Here is a 23744-nt window from a genome sequence, read left to right on the forward strand (position 1 = left end):
CTGGTCAGATGAAGTCCCTTGGACACTGCCGTCCAGGAAGGGGTGATGACGATGTCGTCCGACACCTCCCAGTCCTCCTCCGCCCCCGCGCGCGGATCCACCCGGGCGAAACAGCCCCAGCCGATCAAGGCATTGCACGTGGGATCCGGCGATCCCCTGCTGTTGCTGCACGGATTCATGATGTCGCCGCACTGCTGGGAGCAGACGGCGGCGCGGCTGTCGACGCACTGCGAGGTGTTCGCGCCCGCGTTCGCGGGCCACTGGGGCGGCGCGCCCACCGGAGGCCCGTCGGTGGACGTGGGTTCGCTGGCCGACCGGATCTGCGAGCAGCTCGATGAACTGGGTTGGCGCACTTGCCATATCGCGGGCAACTCGCTCGGCGGACTGGTCGGCGTCGAACTCGCCCGCCGCGGACGTGCCCGCACCCTGACGCTGATCGCGCCCGCGGGCGGCTGGCATGCGCCCTCGCTGACCCAATGGCGGGTCAACCTGAAATTCCTCTCCCTGATACCGCTCGTCGAAATCGGCAAGCGCATCGGCGGATTCGTGATCGGCAACCCACTCGCTCAGCGGGTCGCATTGCTCGCGTTGAGCAAGCAGGCCTCCGCGGTTTCCCGGCGCGACGCCGCCGCCGCGCTCGCCGCCGCGCTGCACTGCCCGGCGATGGTGCCGATGATTCTCGGCGCGATGCGGGCGCCGGCACAGGACGACCTGTCCACCCTGCGGACGCCGGTCCGGCTGCTGCTGTCGGAGTACGACCGGGTCATTCCCAACCGCGTCTACGCGCGGCGCTACCTGAAGGAACTGCCCGAATCCGCCGACCGCATCCTGGTCAACGGCGTCGGCCACGTGCCGATGCTGGAAGCGCCCGACCGCATCGCCACCCTCATCGCCGAACACGTCTACGCCAGCCGCACTCGGCTACGCGCTGTGTAGTTCGGCCGCGACTTCGTCGCGGCGTGTGCTGTGTTGATCTTTCCAGCGCCTGCGGCGCTGGGTGTTCGCGGCCCTCTTATGGCTCGGTCTCGCTTCGCTCGAAAGACGTAGTTATGGTGCGCTGAGCACGTCGGCTTTCGAGTTCAGGACCAAGTGCACGCGGCCTCCCGAGTGCCCGTTCCGACACGCCCGAACGCGGCGACGGTGGGCGATGATGACCGCTCTATGGCCAGCCGGCCGCTGATGCAGTGGACAAACCGGGCACGAGCCGGATCGTCAACCGGCTGGGCTCGGTCTCCCCGCCCACGACCGGTGGTCGGGCCGATTTGGTTGCGCGCGGCCGTAGCCTCACCGCGCAGTGCGTACGGCGAGCCAGCCGATTCGGAAACTACTGCGCGAGCAGCCCTTTCGCGATGTGGGTCACCTGGATCTCGTTGCTGCCCGCGTAGATCATCAGTGACTTGGCGTCGCGGGCGAGTTGCTCCACGCGGTACTCGGTCATGTAGCCGTTGCCGCCGAACAGCTGCACCGCTTCCATGGCCACCTCGGTGGCGGCCTCGGAGGCGTACAGCTTCATCGCGGAGGCCTCGGCCAAGGTAGGCGGCTTGCCTGCCCGACCCCGCTCCAGCGTGTTGAACACCATGTTCTGCACGTTGATCCGCGCGATCTCCATCTTCGCCAGTTTCAGCTGGACCAGCTGGAACCGTCCGATCTCCTGGCCCCAGAGCCTGCGGTTCTTGGCGTACTCCACGCACAGCCGATGGCACTCGTTGATGATGCCGAGCGCCATGAACGCCACGCCGACCCGCTCGGCGGTGAAGCTGGACCTGGCGCTGTCCCTGCCGTCGCCGCCTTTGTGCTCCTCGGTCTCGCCGAGCAGCCGGTCCCGGCTCACGCGCACGTTGTCGAAGAACAGCTCACCGGTCGGCGAGGAGTGCAGGCCCATCTTCTTGAACGGCTTGCCCTGGGTGAGGCCGGGCATGCCTTTGTCGAGCACGAAGGCGAGCACCTTGCGGTCGCGCTTGTCGCCGCCCGCGCCGTCGTCGAGCTTCGCGTAGACGATCATCACGTCGGCGTAGGGGCCGTTGGTGATGAACGTCTTCTGGCCGTTGAGCAGGTAATCTTCGCCGTCGCGCTTGACGTAGGTCTTCATGCCGCCGAACGCGTCGGAACCGGAGTCCGGTTCGGTGATCGCCCAGGAGGCGACCTTCCGCATGGTGACGATGTCCTCCAGCCAGCGCTGCTTCTGCGCCAGCGTGCCTCGCGACATGATCGTGGTCGCGCCGAGACCGATGCTCACGCCCATCGCCGAGACCAGGCCCATGCACACTCCGGACAGTTCGCCGATGAGCACCGCCATCAGCGATTCCTGTCCGGCGAACGGGCTCGAGCCGGATGACTTCGGCTTCCGTTCCGCTTCGGCGGGAGCGCTCTCCCGCGCCGCCTGCCTGGCCAGCATCTTCTGCACGGCCTCGCCGCCCATCACGTCGATCCCGAACTCGCGGAACAACTTCCGGATGACGGGGTACGGCGGCAGTGCACCGCTGTCGAGCGCGTCCAGATTCGGGCGGATCTCCTTATCGATGAACGCCCGGACGGCATCGCGGATCATGACATCGGTCTCGGACCATTCGAACATCGTCGTTCTCCTCACATTCCCCGAGGTCAGGGCAGCCGGGCGGTGATGTCGTCGATCAGCCAGGGCCCTTCGGTCTCGATGGTCTTCACATCGTGCCAACCGGCCAGCTCGGAGATCGCGCCGCCCTGCACCGCGAACACCTTGCCGGTGATCGGGCAGTCTTCGGCGGCCAGGTAGGCGACCAGCGGCGCGATATTGGCCGGGGCGAAGGCGTCGAACCCGCCGTCGGACTCCTCCGCTTCGGCAGCCAGCATCTCGCCCATGCCGGGTGTGGCCAGGGTGAGCCGGGTGCGCGCGATCGGCGCGATCGCGTTGACCCGCACGCCGTAGCGCGCCAGTTCGTCGGCGGCCACCAGGGTCAGCGCGGCGATCCCGGCCTTGGCCGCGCCGTAATTGGCCTGTCCCGGGTTGGGCAAGGTGGTGCCCGACGCCGATGCCGTGTTGATCACGGCCGCGTTCGGCTGATTGCCCGCCTTGGACTGCTGCTTCCAGTATGCGGCGGCATGGTGCAGCACCGCGGCGTGGCCTTTGAGGTGCACGGCGATCACCGCGTCCCATTGCGACTCGTCCATGCCCGCGATAAACGCGTCACGCAGGATGCCCGCGTTGTTGACGACGACGTCCAGGCCGCCGAACTCGCTGACCGCTTGCTCGACCAGTTTCTGCGCACCGTCCCAAGTGGCGACGTCGTCGGTGTTGGCCACCGCCTTCCCGCCCGCGGCGACGATCTCGCGCACCACCTCCTGGGCGGGACCGGCATCGGTCCCCTCGCCCGCGTTGCTGCCGCCGAGATCGTTGACGACCACGGCGGCGCCCTCCTTCGCGAACAGCAATGCGTGCTCGCGGCCGATGCCGCGACCCGCGCCGGTGATGACGGCGACCCGCCCGGCCAGTACGCCCATGTGTTGTCTCCTGTAGTCGTGCCCGAAGGGAAGCGGCGGACATCGTGCCGCCGCGCGATGGTCAGTCGGCGATCTCGGCCAGTCCGTCGCTGAGCACGACATCGTCGCCGCGCACGGTCTCGAAGGCGTAGCGGGTGACGCCGTCGGCGGAGCCCGCCTTCCAGATGCGGGTCTCCAGATCGTCGCCGGGAAAGACCAGCTTGGCGAAGCGCACCGCGAAGCGCCTGAGCCGGTGCACATCCGACTCCGCGACCTCGGTCAGCACCGCCCAGGACGCGAACGCCATGGTGCACAGCCCGTGCGCGATGATGCCGGGCAGTCCGGCGTCCTCGGCGACCTGCTCGTCCAGGTGCAGCGGCACGGGATCGCCGGACGCCGGTGCGTAGCGGAAGGTTTGGTCGTGGTCCACGTGCTGCGCCACGACGGCGACCGGGTCCTGCTCGCGCAGCCGTTCGTCGAACTTGTGCGCCGGAGCGGCCGCGCCGACCGTCTTGCCCGCATCGATGTTGCGGAAGAAAGCGGTGAGGTATTGGTCGTTGACCGGTTCTCCCGCCTCGGTACGGCATTCGATGCGAATGGTGATGATCGTGCCGTTGGGGCGGCTGGTATAGCCGATCGCCTTGGCGCGCGACACCAGCCGGTCGCCGGGGCGGATCGCGCGGTGGAAGTGGAAGTCCTGCTCCCCGTGCACGACCCGGCCGAAGATGTCCATCGGCGCGACGTCGATGACGGGCATCATCATGGCCTCGAAGACCGGGACGATGGCGAAGACCGGTCCGGCCACCGTACCGGCCAGGTGCGCGGCGATCGGATCGTTCGTCGCGGCGGCGTACTCCGCGACCCGCTCGCCGGTGACCGCGAACCGGTCCTCGTCGGACCACGTCTCCAAGCCGCTGTCGTCGAACTCGACTGTGCGGGCGCTTGTTTCGGCGCTCATGCCGCATCCTTTCCGGCACGAGCGTGGCCCTGCGTGGTCACGCTCCGCTGCCGCCTGCGGGCCTGACCGCTCATGCCATGTCCGATTCCGGCACGAGCGGGGCCCTGCGTGGTCACGCTCCGCTGCCGCCTCCGGGCCTGACCGCTCATGCCATGTCCGATTCCGGCACGAGCGGGGCCCTGCGTGGTCACGCTCCGCTGCCGCCTCCGGGCCTGAGCGCTCATGCCGCCGAGGCCAACGTGTCGAGTTGGTCGAGCGAACGGTCGAGCTGTTTGATGCCGTCCTTCTCCACCGCTTTGCCGAGCGCGCCCTTGATCAACGCGCCCTCGAAGTCACCCGACACGAGGATGGTGCTGCCCTCGCCGTTGGGCCGGATGTCGAAGGTGAACTCGGTCCGCACGCCGGCCATGCCGGTGCCGCCGAGCGTCAGCTTGTTCGGCGCGTCCACCGCGACGATGGTCCATTCCAGTTTGTTCGCCATGCCGAGCATCACGATCTTGGCGACCAGCTTGGCGCCCGCGCTGAGCACGGCGGGCGGCTCCTCCATGAAGCGTTCGTGGATGGTGAACCACTTGTCCCAGGTCTGCGGGTCGGAGACGACCGCCCACAGGGCTTCGGGGGCGGCGTTGACGTCCTTGGTGGCTTCGATATGTCCCATGTGTCGCACTCCTCGTCGAGTTGGTCGGCGGTCAGCGGTCGGCGCGCTGGTAGGCGGTGACGACGGCCGCGCCGCCGAGGCCGATGTTGTGTTGCAGGGCGGCGGTGACGCCGTCCACCTGCCGCTTGTCCGCCGCTCCGCGCAGCTGCCAGGTCAACTCGGAGCACTGCGCGAGACCGGTCGCGCCGAGCGGATGCCCTTTGGAGATCAACCCGCCGGAGGGATTGACCACCCATTTGCCTCCGTAGGTGGTCTCGCCGTCGTCGATCAGCTGCCCCGCCTCGCCCGCGCCGCACAGGCCGAGCGCCTCGTAGAGCAGCAGTTCGTTGGCCGAGAAGCAGTCGTGCAGCTCGATGACCTGGAAGTCCTCCGGGCCCAGTCCGGACTGCCGGTAGACCTTCCTCGCGGCCTGCACGTTCATGTCGTAGCCGATCAGGTTCTTCGCGGTGTCGTCGAAGGTCGAGGCGAAGTCGGTGGTCATCGCCTGGCCGACGATCTCCACCGCCTGCCCGGCGAGATCGTGGGCGTCGACGAAGTCCTCGCTCGCGAGGATCACCGCGCCGGACCCGTCGGAGGTCGGCGAGCACTGCAGTTTGGTCAGCGGGTCGTAGATCATCCGCGAGGCGAGGATGTCTTCGAGGGTGTATTCGTCCTGGAACTGCGAATACGGGTTGTTCACCGAGTGCTTGTGGTTCTTGTGGCCGATCTTGGCGAAGTGCTCGGCGGTGGTGCCGTACTGCTTCATGTGCTCGCGCCCGGCCGCGCCGAACATCCACGGCGCCACGGGGAACAGCACCTCGGAGATCTCGGCCAGCGCCATGACGTGCTTGGCCATCGGCTGCTCGCGATCGTCCCAGGTGGACCCGAGCGAACCGGGTTGCATCTTCTCGAAGCCCAGCGCCAGCGTGCATTCGGCCAGCCCGCCCCGGATCGCCTGGGCCGCGAGATACAGCGCCGTCGAACCGGTGGAGCAATTGTTGTTCACGTTGACCACCGGGATGCCGGTCATGCCGAGTTCGTAGACGGCGCGCTGGCCCGAGGTGGATTCGCCGTACACATAGCCGACGTAGGCCTGTTCCACCAGGTCGTAGGTGATGCCCGCGTCCGCGAGCGCCTTGGTGCCCGATTCCCTGGCCATGTCCGGGTAGTCCCAGGCGCGAGTAGTGCCGTCGGCTTGCTCGACCAACCGGCGGCCCGGCTTCTCGAACTTCGTCATGCCGACACCGACGACGTAGACCTTGTTCGCCATCGAACTCCTCAGATTGTGCGTACGCCGCGAGCGGCCGAACGGATGAAAACAAACATACAAGGTTGTATGTAAGTGAACAAGAGGTCCGCGCGGAAGCAGACCACAACCCTGGTAACCAGCGGATTGCATCTCACTTGCTACATACAGTGAGACATGCATGTTTTCTTCAACGCCACCTCCGAAGGCGCGCTCAGCCGCAGTCCGCCCCGGCAGCTTCGATATCACCCATCTCCCACCGAAACGGCGGAACATACAGCACTGTATGTAAGTGTAGGATCGGACGGTGGCCAGGAGCGTAGTCGTGAAGCAGCAGCGCCGGACGCAGGAGCAGCGCAGCACCGAGATGCGCACCCGGCTGCTGGACGCGACGGTGGACTGTCTGGTCGAGTACGGATACTCGGGCACCACGACGCCGCGGGTGGCCGAGCGCGCCGGGGTGACCCGTGGGGCGCAGGTCCATCACTTCGGCTCGAAGACCGATCTGGTGGTGGCCGCGATCAGCCACCTGGCGCAACTGCGCGCCGAGACCGCCATGCGGGAGATGTCGCGGGTCGAAACCGGCGACGATCCGGTGGCCGCGGCGCTGGAGTTCCTGTGGGACCTGCACCAGGGTCCGCTGTTCATCGCGACCGTCGAACTGTGGGTGGCGGGGCGGACCGACCCGGTGCTGGCCGCGGCGATGGAGAAGGTCGAGCCGTTCGTCAACAACGCCGTCTTGCTTGCGGTCGCCCGCTTCGTGCCGGACGACGTGCGCCGCAAGGAAGCGCGCGACTTCATCTACACGGCCATGGACGCGCTGCGCGGAATCCTGATCTCGAATTTCATCGACCCGGACGACGAGCGCGCCCGCCGCCGGTGGCGACGCGCCACGGCGCACCTGCACGACATCGCGGGCCGCGCCCTGGCCGCCCGCCCCGCCGGATAGTCCGCGCCCGACCCGGCGAGTCCGAATTCCGACAAGCCGCCGACAACCTCGGGGCCTGCTTCGGCATCGCTACCGCGTCGCTCGCTGCGGGCGTGATCTCCGCGCGGTCCAAGCGGTCACTGTGAACAACGCGACGCCGATCGCCGCGAGGGCCGCCCCGACCACGGCCGGAGCCGTGTAACCGAGACCCGCGGCGATGACCAGGCCGCCGAGCCAGGCGCCCGCGGCGTTGGCGATGTTCAAGGCGGCGTGGTTGAGGGCGGCGGCGAGGGTCTGGGCGTCGGCCGCGACGTCCATCAGACGGGTTTGCAGTGCCGGCGCCAAGGCAGCTCCGGACGCGCCGACCAGCAACGCGCCGAAGGCCGCGGTGTACGGGTTGTGCGCGGCGGCGACGAAGCCACCGAGGATGACGGTCATCGCGACCATCGACACCAGGATGGCGCGGTCCACGCCGCGATCGGCGAGCACGCCGCCGACGATGTTCCCGATCACCATGCCCACGCCGAACAGCATCAACACCAAGGGAACCGCGCCGGCCCGCAGACCCGCCACGTCGGTGAGTGTGGTCGCGATGTAGGTGTAGACGGCGAACATGCCGCCGAACCCGACGGCGCCGACCAGCAGCGTCAGCAGTACCTGCGGGCGACGCAGCGCGCCGAGTTCGGTCATCGGGTTGGTCACCGTGATGCCGGTGAGCTCCGGCACGAAGCGCAGCAGCGCCGCCACGGTGGTCACTCCGATGAGCGCGACGACCACGAACGCATCGCGCCAGCCGAGATGCTGGCCGAGCCACGTAGCGGCGGGAACGCCGACAACATTGGCGGCGCTCAATCCCAGCATAACCGCGGCAACCGCCTTTGCCCGCTGCCCTACCGGGGCGAGAGTGGCGGCGGCCAACGAGGCGACACCGAAGTAGGCACCGTGCGGCAAACCTGAGACGAATCGCGCGAGAACCAGCGTCTCGAACGAGGGCGCCAGGACGGTCGCCGCATTTCCCAGAGTGAACGCCACCATGAGCGCGACGAGCAGGCGCTTGCGCGGCATCCGCGCGCACAGCGCCGCGATCAGTGGCGCGCCGATCACCACACCGAGCGCGTAGGCCGATACCGCGTGCCCCGCGGTCGGCTCGGAGACCCGCATGGCCGACGCGATGTCCGGCAGCAAACCCATGGTGACGAATTCGGTGGTCCCGATCCCGAATCCGCCGAGGGCCAGGGCGAGCATCGCGGGCACGTGCCAATCGGTTCGTCCGGGCGGCGCGGTGGTGCTGGTGGTCAGGGCGCTGGTCACGTGTTCATGTAACCGGCCTCGGCCTGCGATCGCTTCCCCAGCGAACGTGAGTTCGCCCACGTACCGCCGACGAACTACGCAGTTGAACAGGAGAATTCGCCCAATACAGACCGACGACCGTAGTCGGCCCGCCACCTTCGAGCATCGTCGCGGTGTCAGCTATCAGCTCGGGCCATGCCCGCGCCGGAAGATCGCCGCGCCCCGCGCGAATTCCCGGTGAACTTCTCCGACCTGGCGGTCAACCGGGCAGGTCTGTCCAACATCCTCACGGCCGAACAGTCCGGGCACCCGTTCCACCGAGGGTGGGGCGGGTGCCCGATGTTCAGCCCGGCGCTGGGCGACCACCCAGCGCCGGAGTCGGCCGAGCGACGCGGCTCGGCCCCGGATCAGCGCAGCGCGCGAGCCAGGTTGGCGTCCAGCGCGCCGAGGAACTCCTCGGTGCTCAGATAGCCCTGGTCACCGCCGACGAGCAGCGCGAGATCCTTGGTCATCTGGCCGCCCTCGACGGTCTTGATGACGACGTCCTCCAAGGTCTGCGCGAAGCCGATGACCTCGGGGGTGTTGTCCAGCTTGCCGCGATGCTCGAGCCCGCGGGTCCAGGCGAAGATGGACGCGATCGGGTTGGTCGAGGTCGGCTTGCCCTGCTGGTGCTGGCGGTAGTGCCGGGTGACGGTGCCGTGGGCGGCCTCGGCCTCACAGGTGCGGCCGTCCGGGGTCAGCAGCACCGAGGTCATCAGGCCGAGCGAGCCGAAGCCCTGCGCCACCGTGTCGGACTGCACGTCGCCGTCGTAGTTCTTGCACGCCCAGACGTAGCCGCCCTCCCACTTCATCGAGGAGGCGACCATGTCGTCGATCAGCCGGTGCTCGTAGGTCAGGCCCGCGGCGTCGAACTGGCTCTTGAACTCGGCGTCGAAGATGTCCTGGAACGTGTCCTTGAACATGCCGTCGTAGGCCTTGAGGATGGTGTTCTTCGTCGACATGTACACCGGGTAGTTCTGCTGCAGGCCGTAGTTGAACGACGCCCGCGCGAAGTCCTCGATGGACTTGCGGAAGTTGTACATGCCCAGGACGACACCGCCCTCCTCGGGCATCTTCACGACCTCGTGCACGATCGGCTCGCTGCCGTCGTCCGGGGTGAAGGTCACGGTGACGGTACCGCCCTGGAACACCTTGAAGTCGGTGGCGCGGTACTGATCACCGAAGGCGTGACGGCCGATGATGATCGGCTTGGTCCAGCCCGGCACCAGCCGCGGAACGTTCGAGATGATGATCGGGGCCCGGAAGATGGTGCCACCCAGGATGTTGCGGATGGTGCCGTTGGGCGACCGCCACATCTTCTTGAGGCCGAATTCCTTGACTCGCGCCTCGTCCGGGGTGATAGTGGCGCATTTCACACCGACGCCGTGCTTCTTGATGGCTTCGGCGGCGTCGACGGTGACCTGATCATCGGTCTTGTCGCGGTATTCGATGCCGAGGTCGTAGTACTCGAGGTTCACGTCGAGATAGGGGTGGATCAGCTTGTCCTTGATGAACTGCCAGATGATCCGGGTCATCTCGTCGCCGTCGAGTTCTACGACGGTGCCTTCAACCTTGATCTTGGACATGGATCTTCGTGTCCTCCTAGGATGGTGCCCTCATTGCACGGCCAGGCGAACACGCTTGTGAGCGGACCCCAGCTGTTCCAACAGACAACGTATATGTCCCGCGTTGTCGGCGGGACATGTGGTGCAAACAAGACAAGCGTACTGCTGCCGAAGTCCTCACCGCACGGGCAGCCCCCGGAGTGAGCTGGACCACCTTTGCCACCGATTGGTAGGCAACGCCTTCCAGCGCCTCGGCGGGCACCCGCGCAACCGCCGTCGCCGCCATGATCCGCCTTCCGTTCCAGCACGGCAACCGCCTGGCACACGACGAGGCCCGCGCGGCGTCAGCACGCCGCGCGGACCTCGTTCCGGTGGATCAGACCGCGACCGGAAGCCGTGCCCCGTCCTCGGAACCTTCGATCAGGTTCTCCGGCCGGTCCCGGATCATCAGCGCGATGATCGGAACGGCCGCCAAGAAGAACCCGGCGCCGACGTAGAAGGCCACGTCGTAACTGTGGATCGCGGCCCGCGCGGCCAGGTTGTCGATGCCAGGGTTGTCCTGCGCGAAGGTCTTGGCGACCTGCACCGAGATGGTGGTCAGCAGCGCCGTGCCGACCGCCCCGCCGACCTGCTGCGCCGCGTTCAGCAGCGCGGAGGCGACGCCGGAGTCCTCTTCCTCCACCTGATGCAGCGCGACCGTCTGCATGCCGACGAACAGCGGACCCATACCGAGCGCGATGAGCACCTGAGCGGGCAGCACACCGGCGAGGAAGCTGTCACCGAAGCTCAGTTGAGCCAGCAGCACCAGGCCGACGACGCCCAGCACGGCCCCGGCCAGCATCAGCGGACGCGGGCCGAGCTTCGGCAGCAGAGCGCTGGTGACACCCGCCGAGATCGCGATGCCCGCAGGGAAGGGCAGGAACGCGAAGCCCGCCTTCAGGGCGGAGTAGCCCAGCGTGATCTGGAAGTAGAAGCTCAGGAACAGGAACATCGCGAACATCGCGATCGGGATGAGCAGCGCGGCGAGGAACGCGCCGCCCCGGTTGATCTCACCCGGGATGTGCAACGGCAGCAGCGGGTTCGCCGAGCGCCGTTCGATCGCGACGAAGGCGACGAGCAAGGCCAGCCCGGCGACCAGCAGCGCCAGCGTGCTGCCCGCCAGCCAGCCGTCGTCGGCGGCACGACTGAAGCCGTACACGATGGCGATCAGACCGAGCGTCACGGTGACGGCTCCTGGCACGTCGTATCCCCCGCTGCGCGGCGCGGGCACGTCCTTCGCCACCCAGGCCAGCGCGCCGAGCAGCGCGATCAGCGCGATCGGCGTGTTGACCAGCAGGCACCAGCGCCAGGAGGCGTATTCGGTGAGCGCGCCACCGGCGATCAGCCCCAGCGCCGCGCCACCCGCGGAGATGCCCGCGAACACACCGAACGCGGTGGCCCGCTCGCCGGGCTCGGTGAAGGTCACCGACAGCAGCGAGAGCGCGGCCGGAGCCAGCAGTGCGGCGAACGCGCCCTGCAACGCGCGTCCGGCGAACAGTTCCGCGCCGGTCTGCGCGAGACCGGCCAGCGCCGACGCGCTCGCGAAGCCGATCAGGCCGATGATGAAGATCCGGCGTCGGCCGAGGTAGTCGGCCAGCCTGCCGCCGAGCAGCAGCAGGCCGCCGAAGATCAGCGTGTAGGCGGTGAGCATCCATTGCCGGTTGCCGTCGCTGATGTCGAGATCCCGCTGCGCGAACGGCAGCGAGATCGTCACGATGGTGGCGTCCAGCACCACCATGAGCTGGGCTAACGCGATCACTCCCAGCGCGAGCCAACGCGCTGAACCGCTCGCCCGCTGCGGCGCGTGCACCGCTGTCGCGGTCTCGGTCACGGTCTTCTCCTCGTCCTCGATGTCCGGAGCAATCCTGTCACCGACCGACATTTGTCGTCAAGCGCAAAATGTCGTGTTACGACATTTGACCGTTACGGACAGGAAAACGGCAGGTTGCGTTAACATGGGGGCATGCTCGAGTTATCGGCGCCGACGGGCGCGGGCGCAGCGGCCGACCGCGCCGCCGGCGGCCCGGCGACCCAGGGCCTGCGCGAACGCAAGAAGCAACAGACCAGGCTGCGGATCATCGCCGCGGCCCTCGATCTGTGCGACACACAGGGCTTCGACGCGACCACGATCGAGCAGATCGCCAACGCCGCGGACGTCTCGCCGCGCACGATCAACCGCTATTTCGACAGCAAAGAAGACATCGTCCTGGGGCCGGTGCAGGATTTCGGGCAGACCATCGCCGAGACGCTGCGCGAGTTGCCCCGCACGGGCAACGAACTCGGGGCGCTGCGCCAGGCCTTCCTGCACGTGGTCGATGAAGCCGCCGCGGCGGGCGAGGCGGATCCGCTGTCGTTCCGGCAGTTCCAGAAGATGCAGCGGATTCTGCGCAGCAGCCCGTCGGTCAGCGCGCGCAGCATGGAGCACGCCGACGACAAGAACCACGCGATCGCCGCGGTGGTCGCCGAGCGCCTCGGCACCACGCCGGACGCGCGCCCGGTGCGGCTGATCGTCGGCACCTGGCAACTGATCGGTCACATCGGCATGGAGTGCTCCGACGATGTGTTCCTCGACGACGACCTGGCGGTCGCGGCCAGGGCGGGGCGGACGGCGTTCACCGAGGCCTACGACGAGTTCGTGCGCACCTGCTGCGGGGCGCCGACCGCTGCGGACCAGTGAGTTCGACGGAGGATTTCGGGCGCTGACCGCCCGCCGGTTATGATGCCGGGCAGGTCATGAGTACCAGCGTCAAGCCCCGGCTCGCTGGTCGGCAACCCTCCAGCCGCGGTGGGGTGCTCCGGGTGATGACCTGGCTCCCGAGAGCCGGGAGCAAGCGCGTAACAGGAGGTCGCCGGCATGTGTTGTTGTTCGTCACCCACACACCGCTAACCCCTGCTGTACCGGCGAACACCTGCTTGGGAGCAAACCATGAGTGAATTCACCGCGCCCGGGGCCGAGCGAGGCCCGGCGCAGTCGGCCCCGCACAGCCGTGGTGCCGAGTTCGGGGTCGTGCGCTTCCTCCCGGATCCTCCGCCCGCCGGTTTCGCGGCGGCGGCGACATGACCGTGAACACCGAACCGAGCGCGCGGACCTCCGGCATCGCCCTGCCGCCCCCGGATGGACAGCTCGGCACCATCGCCATCGGGGACGTGCGGCTGGAGAACGGCGCGGTCATCCCGGACGTCCACCTCGCGGTACAACGCTGGGGCGAGCTCTCCCCCGGCCTGGACAACATCGTGCTGGTCGAACACGCGCTGACCGGCGACTCGCACGTCGTCGGCAAGCCCGACGGCGTGCACCCGATGCCCGGCTGGTGGGACGGCATGGTCGGTCCCGGCGCGCCGCTGGACACCGACGAATGGTGTGTGCTCGCGACGAACGTGCTCGGCGGCTGCAAGGGCAGCACCGGGCCGTCCACTACCGCTCCGGACGGAAAGCCGTGGGGTGCGCGTTTTCCCGGGATCTCCATCCGCGATCAGGTGACCGCCGAAGCCGCTCTGCTCGACCTGCTGGGCGTCGAGCGGCTCGCGGCCGTGGTCGGCGGGTCGATGGGCGGTATGCGGGTGCTCGAGTGGATGGTCGGCGCACCGGATCGGGTCGCCGCGGCGCTGGTGCTCGCGGTCGGAGCCCGCGCCACCGCCGATCAGATCGGCACCCAGACCACCCAGATCGCGGCGATCACGTCCGATCCGGACTGGCAGGGCGGCGACTATCACGGCACCGGCCGCGCCCCGACGACGGGGATGGCGCTGGCCCGGCGGATCGCGCACCTGACCTACCGCACCGAATTCGAGCTGGATCACCGGTTCGAGAACAAGCCGCAGGGCGACGAGGACCCCTGGAACGGCGGACGCTACGCGGTGCAGAGCTACCTGGACCATCAGGCCGAAAAGCTCTGCAAGCGTTTCGATCCCGCCACCTATGTGCTGCTGACCGAGGCGATGAACCGCCACGACGTCGGCCGCGGGCGGGGCGGCATCGAGGCGGCGCTCTCGGCGACGCCGGTGCCGTGCGTGGTCGGCGGCGTCGACTCCGACCGGCTCTATCCGCTGCGGACCCAGCAGGAACTCGCCGATCTGCTGCCCGGATGCGACGGACTGGAGATCGTGCACTCCCGCGACGGGCACGACGGATTCCTCACCGAGGCGGCGGCGGTGTCCAAACTGCTGACCGAGACCATGCGCCTGGCCCGCGCCGGTGTGCGCCCCGAACGCTGACAAGGGTCCGCTTCCCCTCGCGCCCGCACTGATCGGTACCTCGCGCCGTGATGCCGTCCGCTCTCAGAGCGCTGCGGCTCGCCGCGCCGCTTCGATGCGGTTGATGTTGGTTTCGATCCACTCCCGCAGCGCCGCTATCGGCGTGCGCAGACTGTGCCCCAGCTCCGTCAGCGTGTAGTCGACTCGTGGCGGGATCGTGGGATGCACTGTGCGCGTGACGAAACCGTCGCTCTCCAGTTGCCGCAACGTCTGCGTCAGCATCTTCTGGGAAATGCCCTCGATACGGTGGCGCAGATCGGTGTAGCGCATGGTGCCGTCGGCGAGCGCGTCGATGATCAGGACCGTCCATTTCCCCGCGATGTGGTCGAGGATCTCCCGCGTGGGGCACTTCGCGGAGTACACGTCGGCGGGAAGGCCGGAACCTTCGATATAGGTGGGCACCTATTGGAGTGTAGCGCACTAAATAGTGCCTTCTTCCTATTGGAGTGTGACTCTCCGATAGTTAGAAATATGGAGACAAAGACACTTTCGGTAGCCGATGCGATCCGTGGACGTCGCACGGTGCGGCACTATCGCCCCGACCCGGTGGCGCCCGAACTGATCGAAGAGTTGCTCGAGCTGACGATGCAAGCGCCGAGCGCATGGAATATGCAGGACCGGTCGATCGTGGTGGTGACCAGCGAATCCGGCCGCGCCGCGCTGTCGGAGGCGGCGTTCGGCCAGCCGCAGCCGAGGGAGGCGCCGGTGGTGCTGGTCTTCGTCGCCGACGCCGCCGCCTGGCGAGACCGCAACGCCGACATCGCCGAACTAGCTGGTCGCAACGGCGCGTGGAACGCGGAGTTCACCGCCATGTTCGACACACGCGCCGAATATTTGGCGCTGGAACAGCGCGGACTGCTGCGGGAGAACGCCGTCAAGAACGCGATGATCGCGGCCACCTACGCGATGCTCGCGGCGACCGGGCTCGGCTTGGCCTCGGCGCCGATGAACGGCTGGGACGCGGAGTCGGTGAAGCAAGCCATCGGTATCGGCGACCGGGCAGATCTCGCCATCGCGGTACTGGTCACCATCGGCTACAGCGACACCGCCCCTCCGCACCCGGGGCGTCGTCCGCGCGAGCGGACGGTCTTCGCCGAGCGATTCGCCGCTGCCCGCTGAGCACAAGGGCGACCCGGCCATCGCTGGGTCGCCCGCCCTCAGCCGACGCCGAGCGTGTTGATCGTGGCCGCGAGGAACAGGATGCTCGACCCCAGCAGCGTCAGCGCGCCGACGTCGAACGGCTTGCTGCGCACCGCCAGCAGCCCCACCCGGGTAGTCGGCAGGCACAGCCGGAATGCCGCCGCCAGCAGCGTCGCACCGCCGAAGAAGAACGTCCCGCGCCGCCAACGATCGGACGCCACGAACACCACCGCCACCACGATGACCAGCGTCACGACGACCATCGGCAGATGAGAACGCAAGAACTCCGCTCCCGAACCGCGGCGTCCGGCCCGGGCGATAGGCGTATCGGCATCGGTCACCTTCCCGATTCTTGCAGACCGGTCCGGTGGTCGACGAGTGGCGCATGGCTGCGGCGAATCGCGAGTACTCCCCGCGGCGGTGCGCCACTCGTGTGGGGTGCGGGCGGACGGCTCCGGTGACCTGGTTGACTGATGCGTCGTGTTCCATCTGATGTTCCATGAGCCGTGCATTCCGCCGAATACCGGCAACGCGATCCGGTTGGTCGCGGGGACCGGGTGTCATCTGCATCTGATCGAGCCGTTGGGATTCGATCTGTCGGAGCCGAAGTTGCGCAGGGCCGGGTTGGACTACCACGATCTGGCGTCGGTGACGGTGCACCCGAATCTGGCGGCGGCATGGGAGGTACTGCGCCCGGAGCGGGTTTTCGCGTTCACCACCCAGGGCACCACTCGGTTCACGGACGTGGCCTATCGCGAGAACGACGTGCTGCTGTTCGGCACCGAACCCACCGGCCTGCCCGCGGAGGTGCTGGCCGATCCGCGCATCACCGACCGGCTGCGCATCCCGATGCTGCCCGGTCGCCGCTCCATGAACCTTTCCAACGCGGCCGCGGTGACCGTCTACGAAGCATGGCGCCAACTCGGCTTCCCCGGCGGCATTTGAGCTGCGGCGGCGACGTCAAGGCCTGTCGATTTCGAATCGTTTGAAGCGGGAGGTCGCACCCGCCGTCAGCCGGACGGCGGACTTGGGGACTCCGTAGTGGCCTGCGAGCAACTCGATGGCGGCCTTGTTGGCCTTGCCTTCGACGGCGGGAGCCCGCACGTACAGTTGCAGGCTCCCGTCGTCGAGGGTCTCCACCAGCGGTCCCTTACGGCTGTTCGGCTTGATCGTCGCCCTTACTACCGTCGGCACTCTTGCCTCCTGCGCTGGTCTCCGCGCCATCCGAGGCGCTGCTCACCGGCTCCGGTGCCGATTCTCCCGCACCAGGCGTGGGCTTGCGCCGCCGCACCAGGCGCACGATCCCCCACAGCACGGCGGCTACCACCGCGAGGAAGCCCAGCCACGGAATCGCTTTGCCGCTGAACACGATCGCGTCCTGCAGCCAGCCCACCAGCGAGTTCCAGCCGGAGACGATGCCGTCCCAGAAGTTGTCGGGGTCGTCGCCGGAGTTCTTGTGATCGGTGGTGACGTCGATGGTCAGCGTGGACAGGGCCACCTGGTCGTCGAGCCTGCGCTTCTGCGCGCTGAGGCTGTCCAGCTCACCCTGGCGGCTGGACAGCGCCTGCTCGGCGGCGATCAGGTCGGAGGTGGTGGTGGCGCCCGCGATGAGTCCGCGCAGCCGGTCGACCGAGGCTTGCAGTGCCTTGATCCGCGCGTCCAGGTCCTCCCAGTGCATGGTGACGTCGTCGCGGTTGGTGGTGACCCGCGTGATCTGTCCGACCCCGCCGAGGCCCGCGATGAACGCGTCGGTCTTGTCCGCGGGCAACCGGACGACGAGCGTGGCGCTTGGCTCGGTGTCGTCGGTGCCGGGCTGCTCGGTGCGGCTGTCGACTCGGCCGCCCGCGGCGCGCACCTGGTCGATGATCGTGCCCGCCGCGGTGACCGGCGCGTCCGCGGTGATCTCGACGCTGCCGGTGACCACCTCCTTGCGGGTGGACGTCGGTTCGGCGCCGGAGTTGTCCTCCCGCTTGGGCGGCGCCTGCTCGTGCACCCCCGGGGGCACGAGCGCGGGAGCCGCGGGTCCCGGCCCGGTGACGATCGTCGGCGTCCGATCCCGAGCGGGTGCCGCGTTGTCGTCACCGCAGCCGGTGAGCAAGATCAACCCCAGCGCGCCGACGCACAGCACAGCAAGCTTCCTCATGCCTGGCACAGTAGCGGTTCGCACTGCGCGAAAAGCCGCGCATAACGGTTCTCTAGAACGCTTCTAACACTTCCTTAAAGCAACCGGCTCAACGGAAGTCGCGCGATTTGGACGCCATCCGCAGATCCATGCGCTGCAGATGTTCGGCGACCACGCTGACCACGCCCTCGGCATTCTGCACCCGCCCGCGGATGAGCAGCGCGGCCGCGCCTTGGGCCAGGCGCCGGTAGCGCCGCCACAGCCCCAGCGAGCAGACGATGTTCACCATGCCGGTTTCGTCTTCCAGATTGAGAAAGGTGATGCCCTCCGCGGTCGCGGGACGCTGCCGATGCGTCACCGCGCCGCCCACCAGGACCCGCGAGCCGTCGGGCACGGTGCGCAGGCCGGAGGCGGGTATGACGCCGAGGGCGTCCAGGTGGGAGCGCAGGAACTGCGTCGGGTAACTGCCCGGCGAAACGCCTGTGGCCCAGACGTCGGCGGCGGCCGTCTCCAGATCGCTCATCCCGGGCAGGACGGGCGCGGTGGTGGACGCGCCGGTGCCGGGCAACCGGTCCGGGCGCTCACCCGCGGCGGCGCCCGCCGCCCAGAGCGCTTCCCGACGGGCGCTGCCCAGGCTGCCGAGCGCGCCCGCCGTGGCGAGCGATTCCGCTTGCGCGACAGTGAGTTCCACCCGGCCGGTCAGGTCGAGGAAAGACGTGTAGGGTCGCTCGCCCCTGGCGGCGACGATGCGCTCGGCGAGGTCGTCGCCGATCTGGCGGATCGCGGCGAGACCGAGGCGTACTTCGGTGCCCTTCGCCTCGAGGGTGGGCTCGGCGCGGCTGGCGTTGACGTCGGGACCGTGCACCACGACCCCGTGCCTGCGCGCGTCGGCGACCAGTGATTGCGGTGAGTAGAACCCCATCGGCTGGGCGCGCAGCAGACCCGCGCAGAAGGCGGCGGGATGATGCAGTTTGAACCAGGCCGAGTAGTAGACGATCGAGGCGAAGCTCTGCGAATGACTCTCGGGAAAGCCGAAATTCGCGAAGGCGTAGAGCTTCTCGTAGATACGGTCGGCGACCTCGCCGGTGATGCCGTGCCGCTCCCGCATGCCCTGGTAGAGCCGCGCTTTGAGACGTTCCATGCGCTCCGGTGACCGCTTGGAGCCCATGGCGCGGCGCAGCTGATCGGCCTCCACGGCGGTGAATCCGGCGACGTCGACGGCCATCTGCATGAGCTGCTCTTGGAACAGCGGCACGCCGAGCGTGCGTTCCAGCGAATTCTTCAGCGCCGGATGGTCGTAGACGACGTCCTCGGCCCCGTTGCGCCTGCGGATATAGGGATGCACCGACCCGCCCTGGATCGGGCCGGGGCGGATCAGCGCCACCTCGACCACCAGGTCGTAGAAGCTGCGCGGGCGCAGCCGGGGCAGGGTGGCCATCTGGGCACGCGACTCCACCTGGAAGACACCGACCGAGTCCGCGCGCGAAAGCATCTCGTAGACCTCGGGTTCGGCCAGGTCGAGCGCGTGCAGCTCGACGGTCTCGCCTTCGTGCTCGCGCACCAGGTCGATCATGTAGTGCAGCGCGGAGAGCATGCCGAGGCCGAGCATGTCGAACTTCACCAGATCGATGGCCGCGCAATCGTCCTTGTCCCACTGCAGGACGCTGCGGCCGGACATGCGCGCCCATTCCACCGGGCAGACGTCGGCGATCGGCCGGTCGCAGATCACCATGCCGCCGGAATGGATGCCGAGATGCCGCGGCAGCCCCTCGATATCGGCGGCCAGTTCCAGCACCTCGGCGGGGATGTCGGTGTTCGTCTCCGCGCCCACGCCGGTCCAGCGGCTCACCTGCTTGCTCCACGCGTCCTGCTGGCCGGGCGAGAAACCCAGCGCCCGTGCGGCATCGCGCACCGCGGACTTGCCGCGATAGGTGATCACATTGGCCACCTGCGCGGCGTATTCGCGGCCGTACTTGCGGTAGACGTGTTGGATCGCCTCTTCTCTGCGATCGGATTCGATGTCGACGTCGATGTCCGGCGGGCCGTCGCGCTCCGGGGAGAGGAAACGCTCGAACAGCAAGTGGTTGCGCACCGGGTCGACATTGGTGATGCCGATCGCGTAGCAGACCGCGGAGTTGGCTGCCGACCCGCGGCCCTGGCAGAGGATGTCGTTGTCCTTGCAGAAGCTGACGATGTCGTGCACCACCAGGAAGTAACCGGGGAATTCCAGGTCGTTGATCACCGCGAGCTCGTGCTCGATCTGCCGGTAGGCCTCCGGGTTCTCCTGGGGAGTCCCGTAGCGCGCCGCGGCGCCCGCCATGGCGAGTTCGCGCAGCCAGGACTGCTCGTCGTGTCCGGCGGGCACGTCGAAGGGCGGCAGGTTCGGAGCGATCAACTGCAGGTCGAAGGCGCATTCGCGAGCCAGGGCCGCCGCGTTCGCCACCGCCTGCGGGCAGTCGGCGAACAACCGCGCCATCTCCGCCCCTGACCGCAGGTGCGCACCGCCCGCAGGGGCCAGCCAGCCCGCTATCTCGTCCAGGCTCTGTCTGGCCCGGATCGCCGCGAGCGCCATGGCTCGGCGACGCCCGCTCGGTGCGGCGAAATGCGCTCCGGTGGTGGCGAGCACCGGGAGGCCGAGACGATCGGCCAGGGCGATGAGATGAGCGTTGCGCTCGTCGTCCTCCGGGATGCCGTGATGGGTGAGTTCCACGCTCACCCGATCGGCGCCGAAGCGGTCGGTGAGTTCCCGCAACGCGGCTTCCGAACGCTCGAGCCGGGTGCTGCCCGCGCGCGAGTCGAGTTCGAGCGCCTGGCGCAGGTGACCCTTTCGGCATCCGGTCAGGATGTGCCAGTGCCCCTCGGCCGCCGCGGTGAGCGTGTCGAGGTCGTAGCGCAGGATGCCCTTCTCCCCTGCGGCCATGTGCGCGGCGGCGATCTCTCGGGAAAGCCTGCGGTAGCCCTCTTGGCCGCGGGCCAGCACCAGCAGGTGCGGCCCGGCCGGGTCCGGCGCGCCGGTGCGCGGCGCCGAGTCGGGGGCGGCGGCGTGCCCGCGCACGGCGCCCGGCACGTGTGGTTCGAGTGCCGTGCCGAGCGACAGTTCGGCTCCGAAGACGGTGGGCATGCCCCATTCCTTGGCCGCCTCGGCGAAACGGACGGTGCCGTAGAAGCCGTCGTGGTCGGTGAGCGCGATCGCCGTCAGGCCGAGCCGCACCGCCTCCTCCACCAGTTCCTCCGGCTGGCTCGCACCGTCCAGGAAGCTGTAGGCCGAATGCGCGTGCAGCTCCGCGTACGGGACCGTCGGTTCATCGACAGGGCGCACCGGCTCGGGCCGGTACTCGCCGCGCTTACGCGACCACGCCGGACTGTCGCCGCCGTCGCCCGGATACGTCACATCGGGGCTCGGCCGCCCGGACAGCACCCGCTCCATCTCCGCCCAGCTGGGCGGACCGTTTCCCCAGCCCACGACTCACCTCCTAGCCTCGAACATACATTCGAAGACGGGCGATGTACAGGCAGGTCAGGACGCCCGGAGACGCTCCACGGAACCGGCGGACAGAGCGGCCTCGACACCTTTCAGGCGAGTCCGGATGAGCGCGCCGTAGGCATCGGAGGCGAGGACGTCGAGATGCCCGCGCGCGATGGCCAACTGCATCCTGGCCACTTCGAACTCGCCGACCCGGCGATGACTGTCGGCCAGGTTCAAGTAGAGCGACGGCAAGAAGCCGCGCAGGCCTTCATCGAGCGGCACACCGGGCCCGAACACCGCAGCCAGCGCGCGCTGATCCCAGCGCAGCGCCTCGGCGGGCTCCTCCTGGAGATCGGCGAGATGATGTGCGACCACGCAGCGCTGCAACACCCCGCCGTGTTCGCCGAGTTCGTCCCAGAGCTTTTCCAACGCCCGTCGCCCCGCCGCGGGGTCGACGCCACCGAGCCGCACCGCGGCAAACACCTCCGCCATCCGATCGTCCGACATGCGCTGAGTATCGCACATATGTTCGAACCTTTCGAGAGTTGTTCGATCCGTTTCGCGCATTCGCAAACCCCCAGGCCGCGTGCGGTTCTCGACCCGAAAGGCCGCACCGGCGCGACACGCCGCGACGACCGGGGGCGGCCGATCCCGGACGCGACCGGAAGCACTTGGCAGGGAACTTACTTTGGAGTAAGTTCATGACCACCAGACCTGCAAAGGAGCAGCAGCGATGACCGACGCCCCCGCTGAGCCCGCCCGCCGCCGGCGCCACAACCGCGACCTCACCGGGCGGCATGTCCTCATCACCGGGGCATCCTCCGGGATCGGGCGGGCGGCCGCGCTCGCGGTCGCAGGCAAGGGCGCCACCGTGTTCCTGCTCGCGCGCCGTGGTGAGGAACTCGCCGCGGTCGTCGACGAGATCAGGGCGGCGGGCGGCTCGGCCTACGGGTACTCCTGCGACGTCACCGATTCCGATTCCGTCGACCAGGTGATCAAAACCGTCCTGGACGAACACGGTCACGTGGACATGCTGGTGAACAACGCCGGCCGCTCCATCCGCCGCGCCATCCACCGCTCCACCGACCGGTTGCACGACTTCGAACGCACCATGGCCGTCAACTACTTCGGCGCGCTGCGGCTGACGCTGGCCCTGCTGCCGCAGATGCGGGAACGCAAGTTCGGGCACGTCGTCAACATCAGCAGCGCGGGCGTGCAGGTGGCCACGCCGCGGTTCTCGGCATATCTGGCCAGCAAGGCGGCACTGGACAAGTTCACCGAGGTGGCAGCCGTCGAGACCATGGCGGACGGCGTCACGTTCACCACCATCCACATGCCGCTGGTGCGCACGCCCATGATCACCCCGAGCGGCGACCAGGGCCCCGCCGAGTCGCCCGAGTGGGCGGCCGCGACCATCGTGCGCGCCCTGACCGAACGGCCCAAGCGCATCGACGTGCCTTTGGGCACCATCGCCGAATACGGCGCGCTGCTCACCCCGAAGATCCGCGACCGCGTCCTACACCGCTACTACCGCGCGCTACCCGACTCCCCCGCAGCAAAAGGCGAGTCGACCACCCCCGAAGAACCGGCCGAACCACACCCCCAGCCCCGCCCCCGATCAACCACACGCCGCCTCACCGGCACGGCCCTACGCCGCGCCGCCCGCTGGGTCCCCGGCACGCACTGGTAAGGCGTCCGTGACCGGCACGACCATGTGCCACTCGCGGTTCAGCCCGCCAGGAATGGGCGGACGGTTGCGGCGAAGTCGAGGTAGCGGTCGCGGTGGATGCTGTGGCCGCAGGTGAAGGTGGTCACCGTGCAGTCGGTGATGCTTTCTTGCAGGATGGCGAGTTTCTCCGGATCGACCATGCCGCCCGGTCCGCCGCACAACACCAAGGTGGGCGCGGTGATGTCGGAGAGTCGGTCCCACCACTCCGGGTTCGGCTTACGGAACTGCTCCAGCGCGGTCTTCGTCATGGAGCGGTCGAAAGCGAGCACCGCGCGCGGGTGCCGGACCAGGCTGGAAGTGGCGTGCCACAGTTCGGGCGCGGTGGGAAGCCGGCGGGTCAGGCGCAATTCCTCGGCGCCGGACCGCAGCGGGAGCGGGCATTCCTCGATGACCAGCCTGCGCACCAATTCCGGGCGCTCCTGCGCGACGCGCGACACCGCGTAACCGCCGAGCGAATGCCCGACCAGATCCACCACGGGCAGTTCCAGGTGGTCGCACAGGCGCAGCAGATCGTCGCCGAACTCGTCGAAGAGATAGGAATCGGTGTGTGAGCTACGGCCGTGTCCGCGGAGATCGGGGATGATCACGCGGCGTCCGGATCGCACGAGAACACGCGCGAACCGGTCCCAGGTGTACCCGTCGCCGCCCATGCCGTGCACGAGCAGCACGGGGATGTCGCTGACCGCGCCCACCCCCGAATCCCGATAGGCGATCCGCACGTCTCCGAATGTCACCTGGCCCAGCGTCAGATCCACGACATAGGAGGATACCGGCAGTCATGCCATACCCCGGCGTGGTGTAGCGCTGATCACCCAACGGCGAAAACGCAGTTCGAACGGCACTTACCAGGTCCGATACCCGCGCCATCGCGAAGT

The 23744-nt window shown here is 68.3% G+C and carries 23 protein-coding genes and 1 riboswitch; of the genes, 8 read left to right on the forward strand and 15 right to left on the reverse strand.

Going from position 1 to position 23744, the window contains the following annotated elements; translation table 11 throughout:
• Window positions 1-45: 45 nt before the first annotated feature.
• Window positions 46-936 carry an alpha/beta fold hydrolase gene (locus tag ACIA5H_RS03765; protein ID WP_379252059.1) on the forward strand — a complete coding sequence of 297 codons (891 nt, stop codon included), beginning with the start codon at window positions 46-48 and terminating at the stop codon, window positions 934-936.
• 388 nt (window positions 937-1324) lie between these two features.
• Here the strand turns inward: ACIA5H_RS03765 and ACIA5H_RS03770 are convergent, their stop codons facing one another.
• The 5 genes from ACIA5H_RS03770 to ACIA5H_RS03790 form a co-directional block, all read right to left on the reverse strand.
• Complete coding sequence (locus ACIA5H_RS03770; RefSeq protein WP_379252058.1) at window positions 1325-2575, reverse strand: acyl-CoA dehydrogenase family protein; 1251 nt, start codon at window positions 2573-2575, stop codon at window positions 1325-1327.
• Between the two features lie 26 nt (window positions 2576-2601).
• Entirely contained in the window at window positions 2602-3477 is an 876-nt protein-coding gene (locus ACIA5H_RS03775; RefSeq protein WP_379252057.1) for an SDR family oxidoreductase, read from the reverse strand.
• A gap of 61 nt (window positions 3478-3538) precedes the next feature.
• A complete protein-coding gene (locus tag ACIA5H_RS03780) occupies window positions 3539-4414 on the reverse strand; it encodes a MaoC/PaaZ C-terminal domain-containing protein (RefSeq protein WP_397073724.1) in 876 nt (291 codons plus the stop codon).
• Between the two features lie 220 nt (window positions 4415-4634).
• Complete coding sequence (locus ACIA5H_RS03785; RefSeq protein WP_356964688.1) at window positions 4635-5072, reverse strand: SRPBCC family protein; 438 nt, start codon at window positions 5070-5072, stop codon at window positions 4635-4637.
• A 31-nt stretch (window positions 5073-5103) separates the two neighbouring features.
• On the reverse strand, window positions 5104-6321 hold the full coding sequence (locus ACIA5H_RS03790; protein ID WP_379252055.1) for a lipid-transfer protein: 1218 nt from the start codon (window positions 6319-6321) through the stop codon (window positions 5104-5106).
• Window positions 6322-6664: 343 nt separating this feature from the next.
• On the opposite strand from ACIA5H_RS03790, the gene ACIA5H_RS03795 reads away from it, so the two are divergent.
• Entirely contained in the window at window positions 6665-7246 is a 582-nt protein-coding gene (locus tag ACIA5H_RS03795; protein WP_397073989.1) for a TetR/AcrR family transcriptional regulator, read from the forward strand.
• Between the two features lie 69 nt (window positions 7247-7315).
• On the opposite strand, the gene ACIA5H_RS03800 is transcribed toward ACIA5H_RS03795, so the two are convergent.
• The 3 genes from ACIA5H_RS03800 to ACIA5H_RS03810 form a co-directional block, all read right to left on the reverse strand.
• A complete protein-coding gene (locus ACIA5H_RS03800) occupies window positions 7316-8536 on the reverse strand; it encodes an MFS transporter (RefSeq protein WP_397073727.1) in 1221 nt (406 codons plus the stop codon).
• A gap of 386 nt (window positions 8537-8922) precedes the next feature.
• On the reverse strand, window positions 8923-10140 hold the full coding sequence (locus ACIA5H_RS03805; protein WP_355079025.1) for an NADP-dependent isocitrate dehydrogenase: 1218 nt from the start codon (window positions 10138-10140) through the stop codon (window positions 8923-8925).
• 355 nt (window positions 10141-10495) lie between these two features.
• Entirely contained in the window at window positions 10496-11989 is a 1494-nt protein-coding gene (locus ACIA5H_RS03810; RefSeq protein ID WP_397073729.1) for an MFS transporter, read from the reverse strand.
• Between the two features lie 132 nt (window positions 11990-12121).
• Here ACIA5H_RS03810 and ACIA5H_RS03815 point away from each other — a divergent pair, with 132 nt between their 5' ends.
• From ACIA5H_RS03815 to ACIA5H_RS03825, 3 genes are all read left to right on the forward strand, one after another.
• Window positions 12122-12835, forward strand: a complete 714-nt coding sequence (locus ACIA5H_RS03815) for a TetR family transcriptional regulator (protein ID WP_379252052.1) — start codon at window positions 12122-12124, stop codon at window positions 12833-12835.
• 52 nt (window positions 12836-12887) lie between these two features.
• A riboswitch (SAM riboswitch) is annotated at window positions 12888-12998 on the forward strand.
• A gap of 86 nt (window positions 12999-13084) precedes the next feature.
• Window positions 13085-13219 carry a hypothetical protein gene (locus ACIA5H_RS03820; protein ID WP_379252051.1) on the forward strand — a complete coding sequence of 45 codons (135 nt, stop codon included), beginning with the start codon at window positions 13085-13087 and terminating at the stop codon, window positions 13217-13219.
• Entirely contained in the window at window positions 13216-14373 is a 1158-nt protein-coding gene (locus ACIA5H_RS03825; protein WP_379252050.1) for a homoserine O-acetyltransferase, read from the forward strand. The genes ACIA5H_RS03820 and ACIA5H_RS03825 overlap by 4 nt, the downstream gene beginning before the upstream one ends.
• Before the next feature lie 63 nt (window positions 14374-14436).
• Here ACIA5H_RS03825 and ACIA5H_RS03830 read toward each other — a convergent pair whose 3' ends face one another.
• Window positions 14437-14814, reverse strand: coding sequence for a winged helix-turn-helix transcriptional regulator (locus tag ACIA5H_RS03830; RefSeq protein ID WP_379252049.1), 378 nt, complete (start codon window positions 14812-14814; stop codon window positions 14437-14439).
• 69 nt (window positions 14815-14883) lie between these two features.
• On the opposite strand from ACIA5H_RS03830, the gene ACIA5H_RS03835 reads away from it, so the two are divergent.
• Window positions 14884-15531, forward strand: a complete 648-nt coding sequence (locus ACIA5H_RS03835) for a nitroreductase family protein (RefSeq protein WP_397073733.1) — start codon at window positions 14884-14886, stop codon at window positions 15529-15531.
• A gap of 38 nt (window positions 15532-15569) precedes the next feature.
• On the opposite strand, the gene ACIA5H_RS03840 is transcribed toward ACIA5H_RS03835, so the two are convergent.
• A complete protein-coding gene (locus ACIA5H_RS03840) occupies window positions 15570-15815 on the reverse strand; it encodes a DUF3017 domain-containing protein (protein ID WP_355079114.1) in 246 nt (81 codons plus the stop codon).
• Window positions 15816-16032: 217 nt separating this feature from the next.
• On the opposite strand from ACIA5H_RS03840, the gene ACIA5H_RS03845 reads away from it, so the two are divergent.
• Window positions 16033-16497, forward strand: a complete 465-nt coding sequence (locus tag ACIA5H_RS03845) for a tRNA (cytidine(34)-2'-O)-methyltransferase (protein ID WP_355079013.1) — start codon at window positions 16033-16035, stop codon at window positions 16495-16497.
• Between the two features lie 15 nt (window positions 16498-16512).
• Here ACIA5H_RS03845 and ACIA5H_RS03850 read toward each other — a convergent pair whose 3' ends face one another.
• From ACIA5H_RS03850 to ACIA5H_RS03865, 4 genes are all read right to left on the reverse strand, one after another.
• Window positions 16513-16746 (reverse strand): DUF167 domain-containing protein, encoded by a 234-nt coding sequence (locus ACIA5H_RS03850; RefSeq protein ID WP_397073736.1) that lies wholly within the window; start codon window positions 16744-16746, stop codon window positions 16513-16515.
• A complete protein-coding gene (locus tag ACIA5H_RS03855; RefSeq protein ID WP_397073738.1) occupies window positions 16703-17695 on the reverse strand; it encodes a DUF4349 domain-containing protein in 993 nt (330 codons plus the stop codon). Before ACIA5H_RS03855 ends, ACIA5H_RS03850 begins: the two co-directional genes overlap by 44 nt.
• An 88-nt stretch (window positions 17696-17783) precedes the next feature.
• Window positions 17784-21137, reverse strand: coding sequence for an error-prone DNA polymerase (locus ACIA5H_RS03860; protein ID WP_364437828.1), 3354 nt, complete (start codon window positions 21135-21137; stop codon window positions 17784-17786).
• Window positions 21138-21191: 54 nt separating this feature from the next.
• Window positions 21192-21647 carry a hypothetical protein gene (locus ACIA5H_RS03865; RefSeq protein ID WP_356964698.1) on the reverse strand — a complete coding sequence of 152 codons (456 nt, stop codon included), beginning with the start codon at window positions 21645-21647 and terminating at the stop codon, window positions 21192-21194.
• Window positions 21648-21873: 226 nt separating this feature from the next.
• On the opposite strand from ACIA5H_RS03865, the gene ACIA5H_RS03870 reads away from it, so the two are divergent.
• A complete protein-coding gene (locus ACIA5H_RS03870) occupies window positions 21874-22830 on the forward strand; it encodes an SDR family NAD(P)-dependent oxidoreductase (protein WP_397073740.1) in 957 nt (318 codons plus the stop codon).
• 38 nt (window positions 22831-22868) lie between these two features.
• Here ACIA5H_RS03870 and ACIA5H_RS03875 read toward each other — a convergent pair whose 3' ends face one another.
• Entirely contained in the window at window positions 22869-23624 is a 756-nt protein-coding gene (locus ACIA5H_RS03875) for an alpha/beta fold hydrolase (protein ID WP_379252045.1), read from the reverse strand.
• Window positions 23625-23744 lie beyond the last annotated feature (120 nt).

It is taken from the genome of Nocardia sp. NPDC051900 (assembly GCF_044452545.1).
GTDB classification, from domain to species: domain Bacteria; phylum Actinomycetota; class Actinomycetes; order Mycobacteriales; family Mycobacteriaceae; genus Nocardia; species Nocardia sichangensis.

What these genes read in the sequence shown, in the direction of transcription:
- ACIA5H_RS03825 (WP_379252050.1), top strand. Translation starts at nt 13,216, where the DNA reads ATGACCGTGAACACCGAACCGAGCGCGCGGACCTCCGGCATCGCCCTG.
- ACIA5H_RS03775 (WP_379252057.1), bottom strand. Translation starts at nt 3,477, where the DNA reads ATGGGCGTACTGGCCGGGCGGGTCGCCGTCATCACCGGCGCGGGTCGC.
- ACIA5H_RS03770 (WP_379252058.1), bottom strand. Translation starts at nt 2,575, where the DNA reads ATGTTCGAATGGTCCGAGACCGATGTCATGATCCGCGATGCCGTCCGG.
- ACIA5H_RS03790 (WP_379252055.1), bottom strand. Translation starts at nt 6,321, where the DNA reads ATGGCGAACAAGGTCTACGTCGTCGGTGTCGGCATGACGAAGTTCGAG.
- ACIA5H_RS03815 (WP_379252052.1), top strand. Translation starts at nt 12,122, where the DNA reads ATGCTCGAGTTATCGGCGCCGACGGGCGCGGGCGCAGCGGCCGACCGC.
- ACIA5H_RS03820 (WP_379252051.1), top strand. Translation starts at nt 13,085, where the DNA reads ATGAGTGAATTCACCGCGCCCGGGGCCGAGCGAGGCCCGGCGCAGTCG.
- ACIA5H_RS03870 (WP_397073740.1), top strand. Translation starts at nt 21,874, where the DNA reads ATGACCGACGCCCCCGCTGAGCCCGCCCGCCGCCGGCGCCACAACCGC.
- ACIA5H_RS03785 (WP_356964688.1), bottom strand. Translation starts at nt 5,072, where the DNA reads ATGGGACATATCGAAGCCACCAAGGACGTCAACGCCGCCCCCGAAGCC.
- ACIA5H_RS03835 (WP_397073733.1), top strand. Translation starts at nt 14,884, where the DNA reads ATGGAGACAAAGACACTTTCGGTAGCCGATGCGATCCGTGGACGTCGC.
- ACIA5H_RS03805 (WP_355079025.1), bottom strand. Translation starts at nt 10,140, where the DNA reads ATGTCCAAGATCAAGGTTGAAGGCACCGTCGTAGAACTCGACGGCGAC.
- ACIA5H_RS03865 (WP_356964698.1), bottom strand. Translation starts at nt 21,647, where the DNA reads ATGTCGGACGATCGGATGGCGGAGGTGTTTGCCGCGGTGCGGCTCGGT.
- ACIA5H_RS03780 (WP_397073724.1), bottom strand. Translation starts at nt 4,414, where the DNA reads ATGAGCGCCGAAACAAGCGCCCGCACAGTCGAGTTCGACGACAGCGGC.
- ACIA5H_RS03765 (WP_379252059.1), top strand. Translation starts at nt 46, where the DNA reads ATGACGATGTCGTCCGACACCTCCCAGTCCTCCTCCGCCCCCGCGCGC.
- ACIA5H_RS03840 (WP_355079114.1), bottom strand. Translation starts at nt 15,815, where the DNA reads ATGGTCGTCGTGACGCTGGTCATCGTGGTGGCGGTGGTGTTCGTGGCG.
- ACIA5H_RS03855 (WP_397073738.1), bottom strand. Translation starts at nt 17,695, where the DNA reads ATGAGGAAGCTTGCTGTGCTGTGCGTCGGCGCGCTGGGGTTGATCTTG.
- ACIA5H_RS03795 (WP_397073989.1), top strand. Translation starts at nt 6,665, where the DNA reads ATGCGCACCCGGCTGCTGGACGCGACGGTGGACTGTCTGGTCGAGTAC.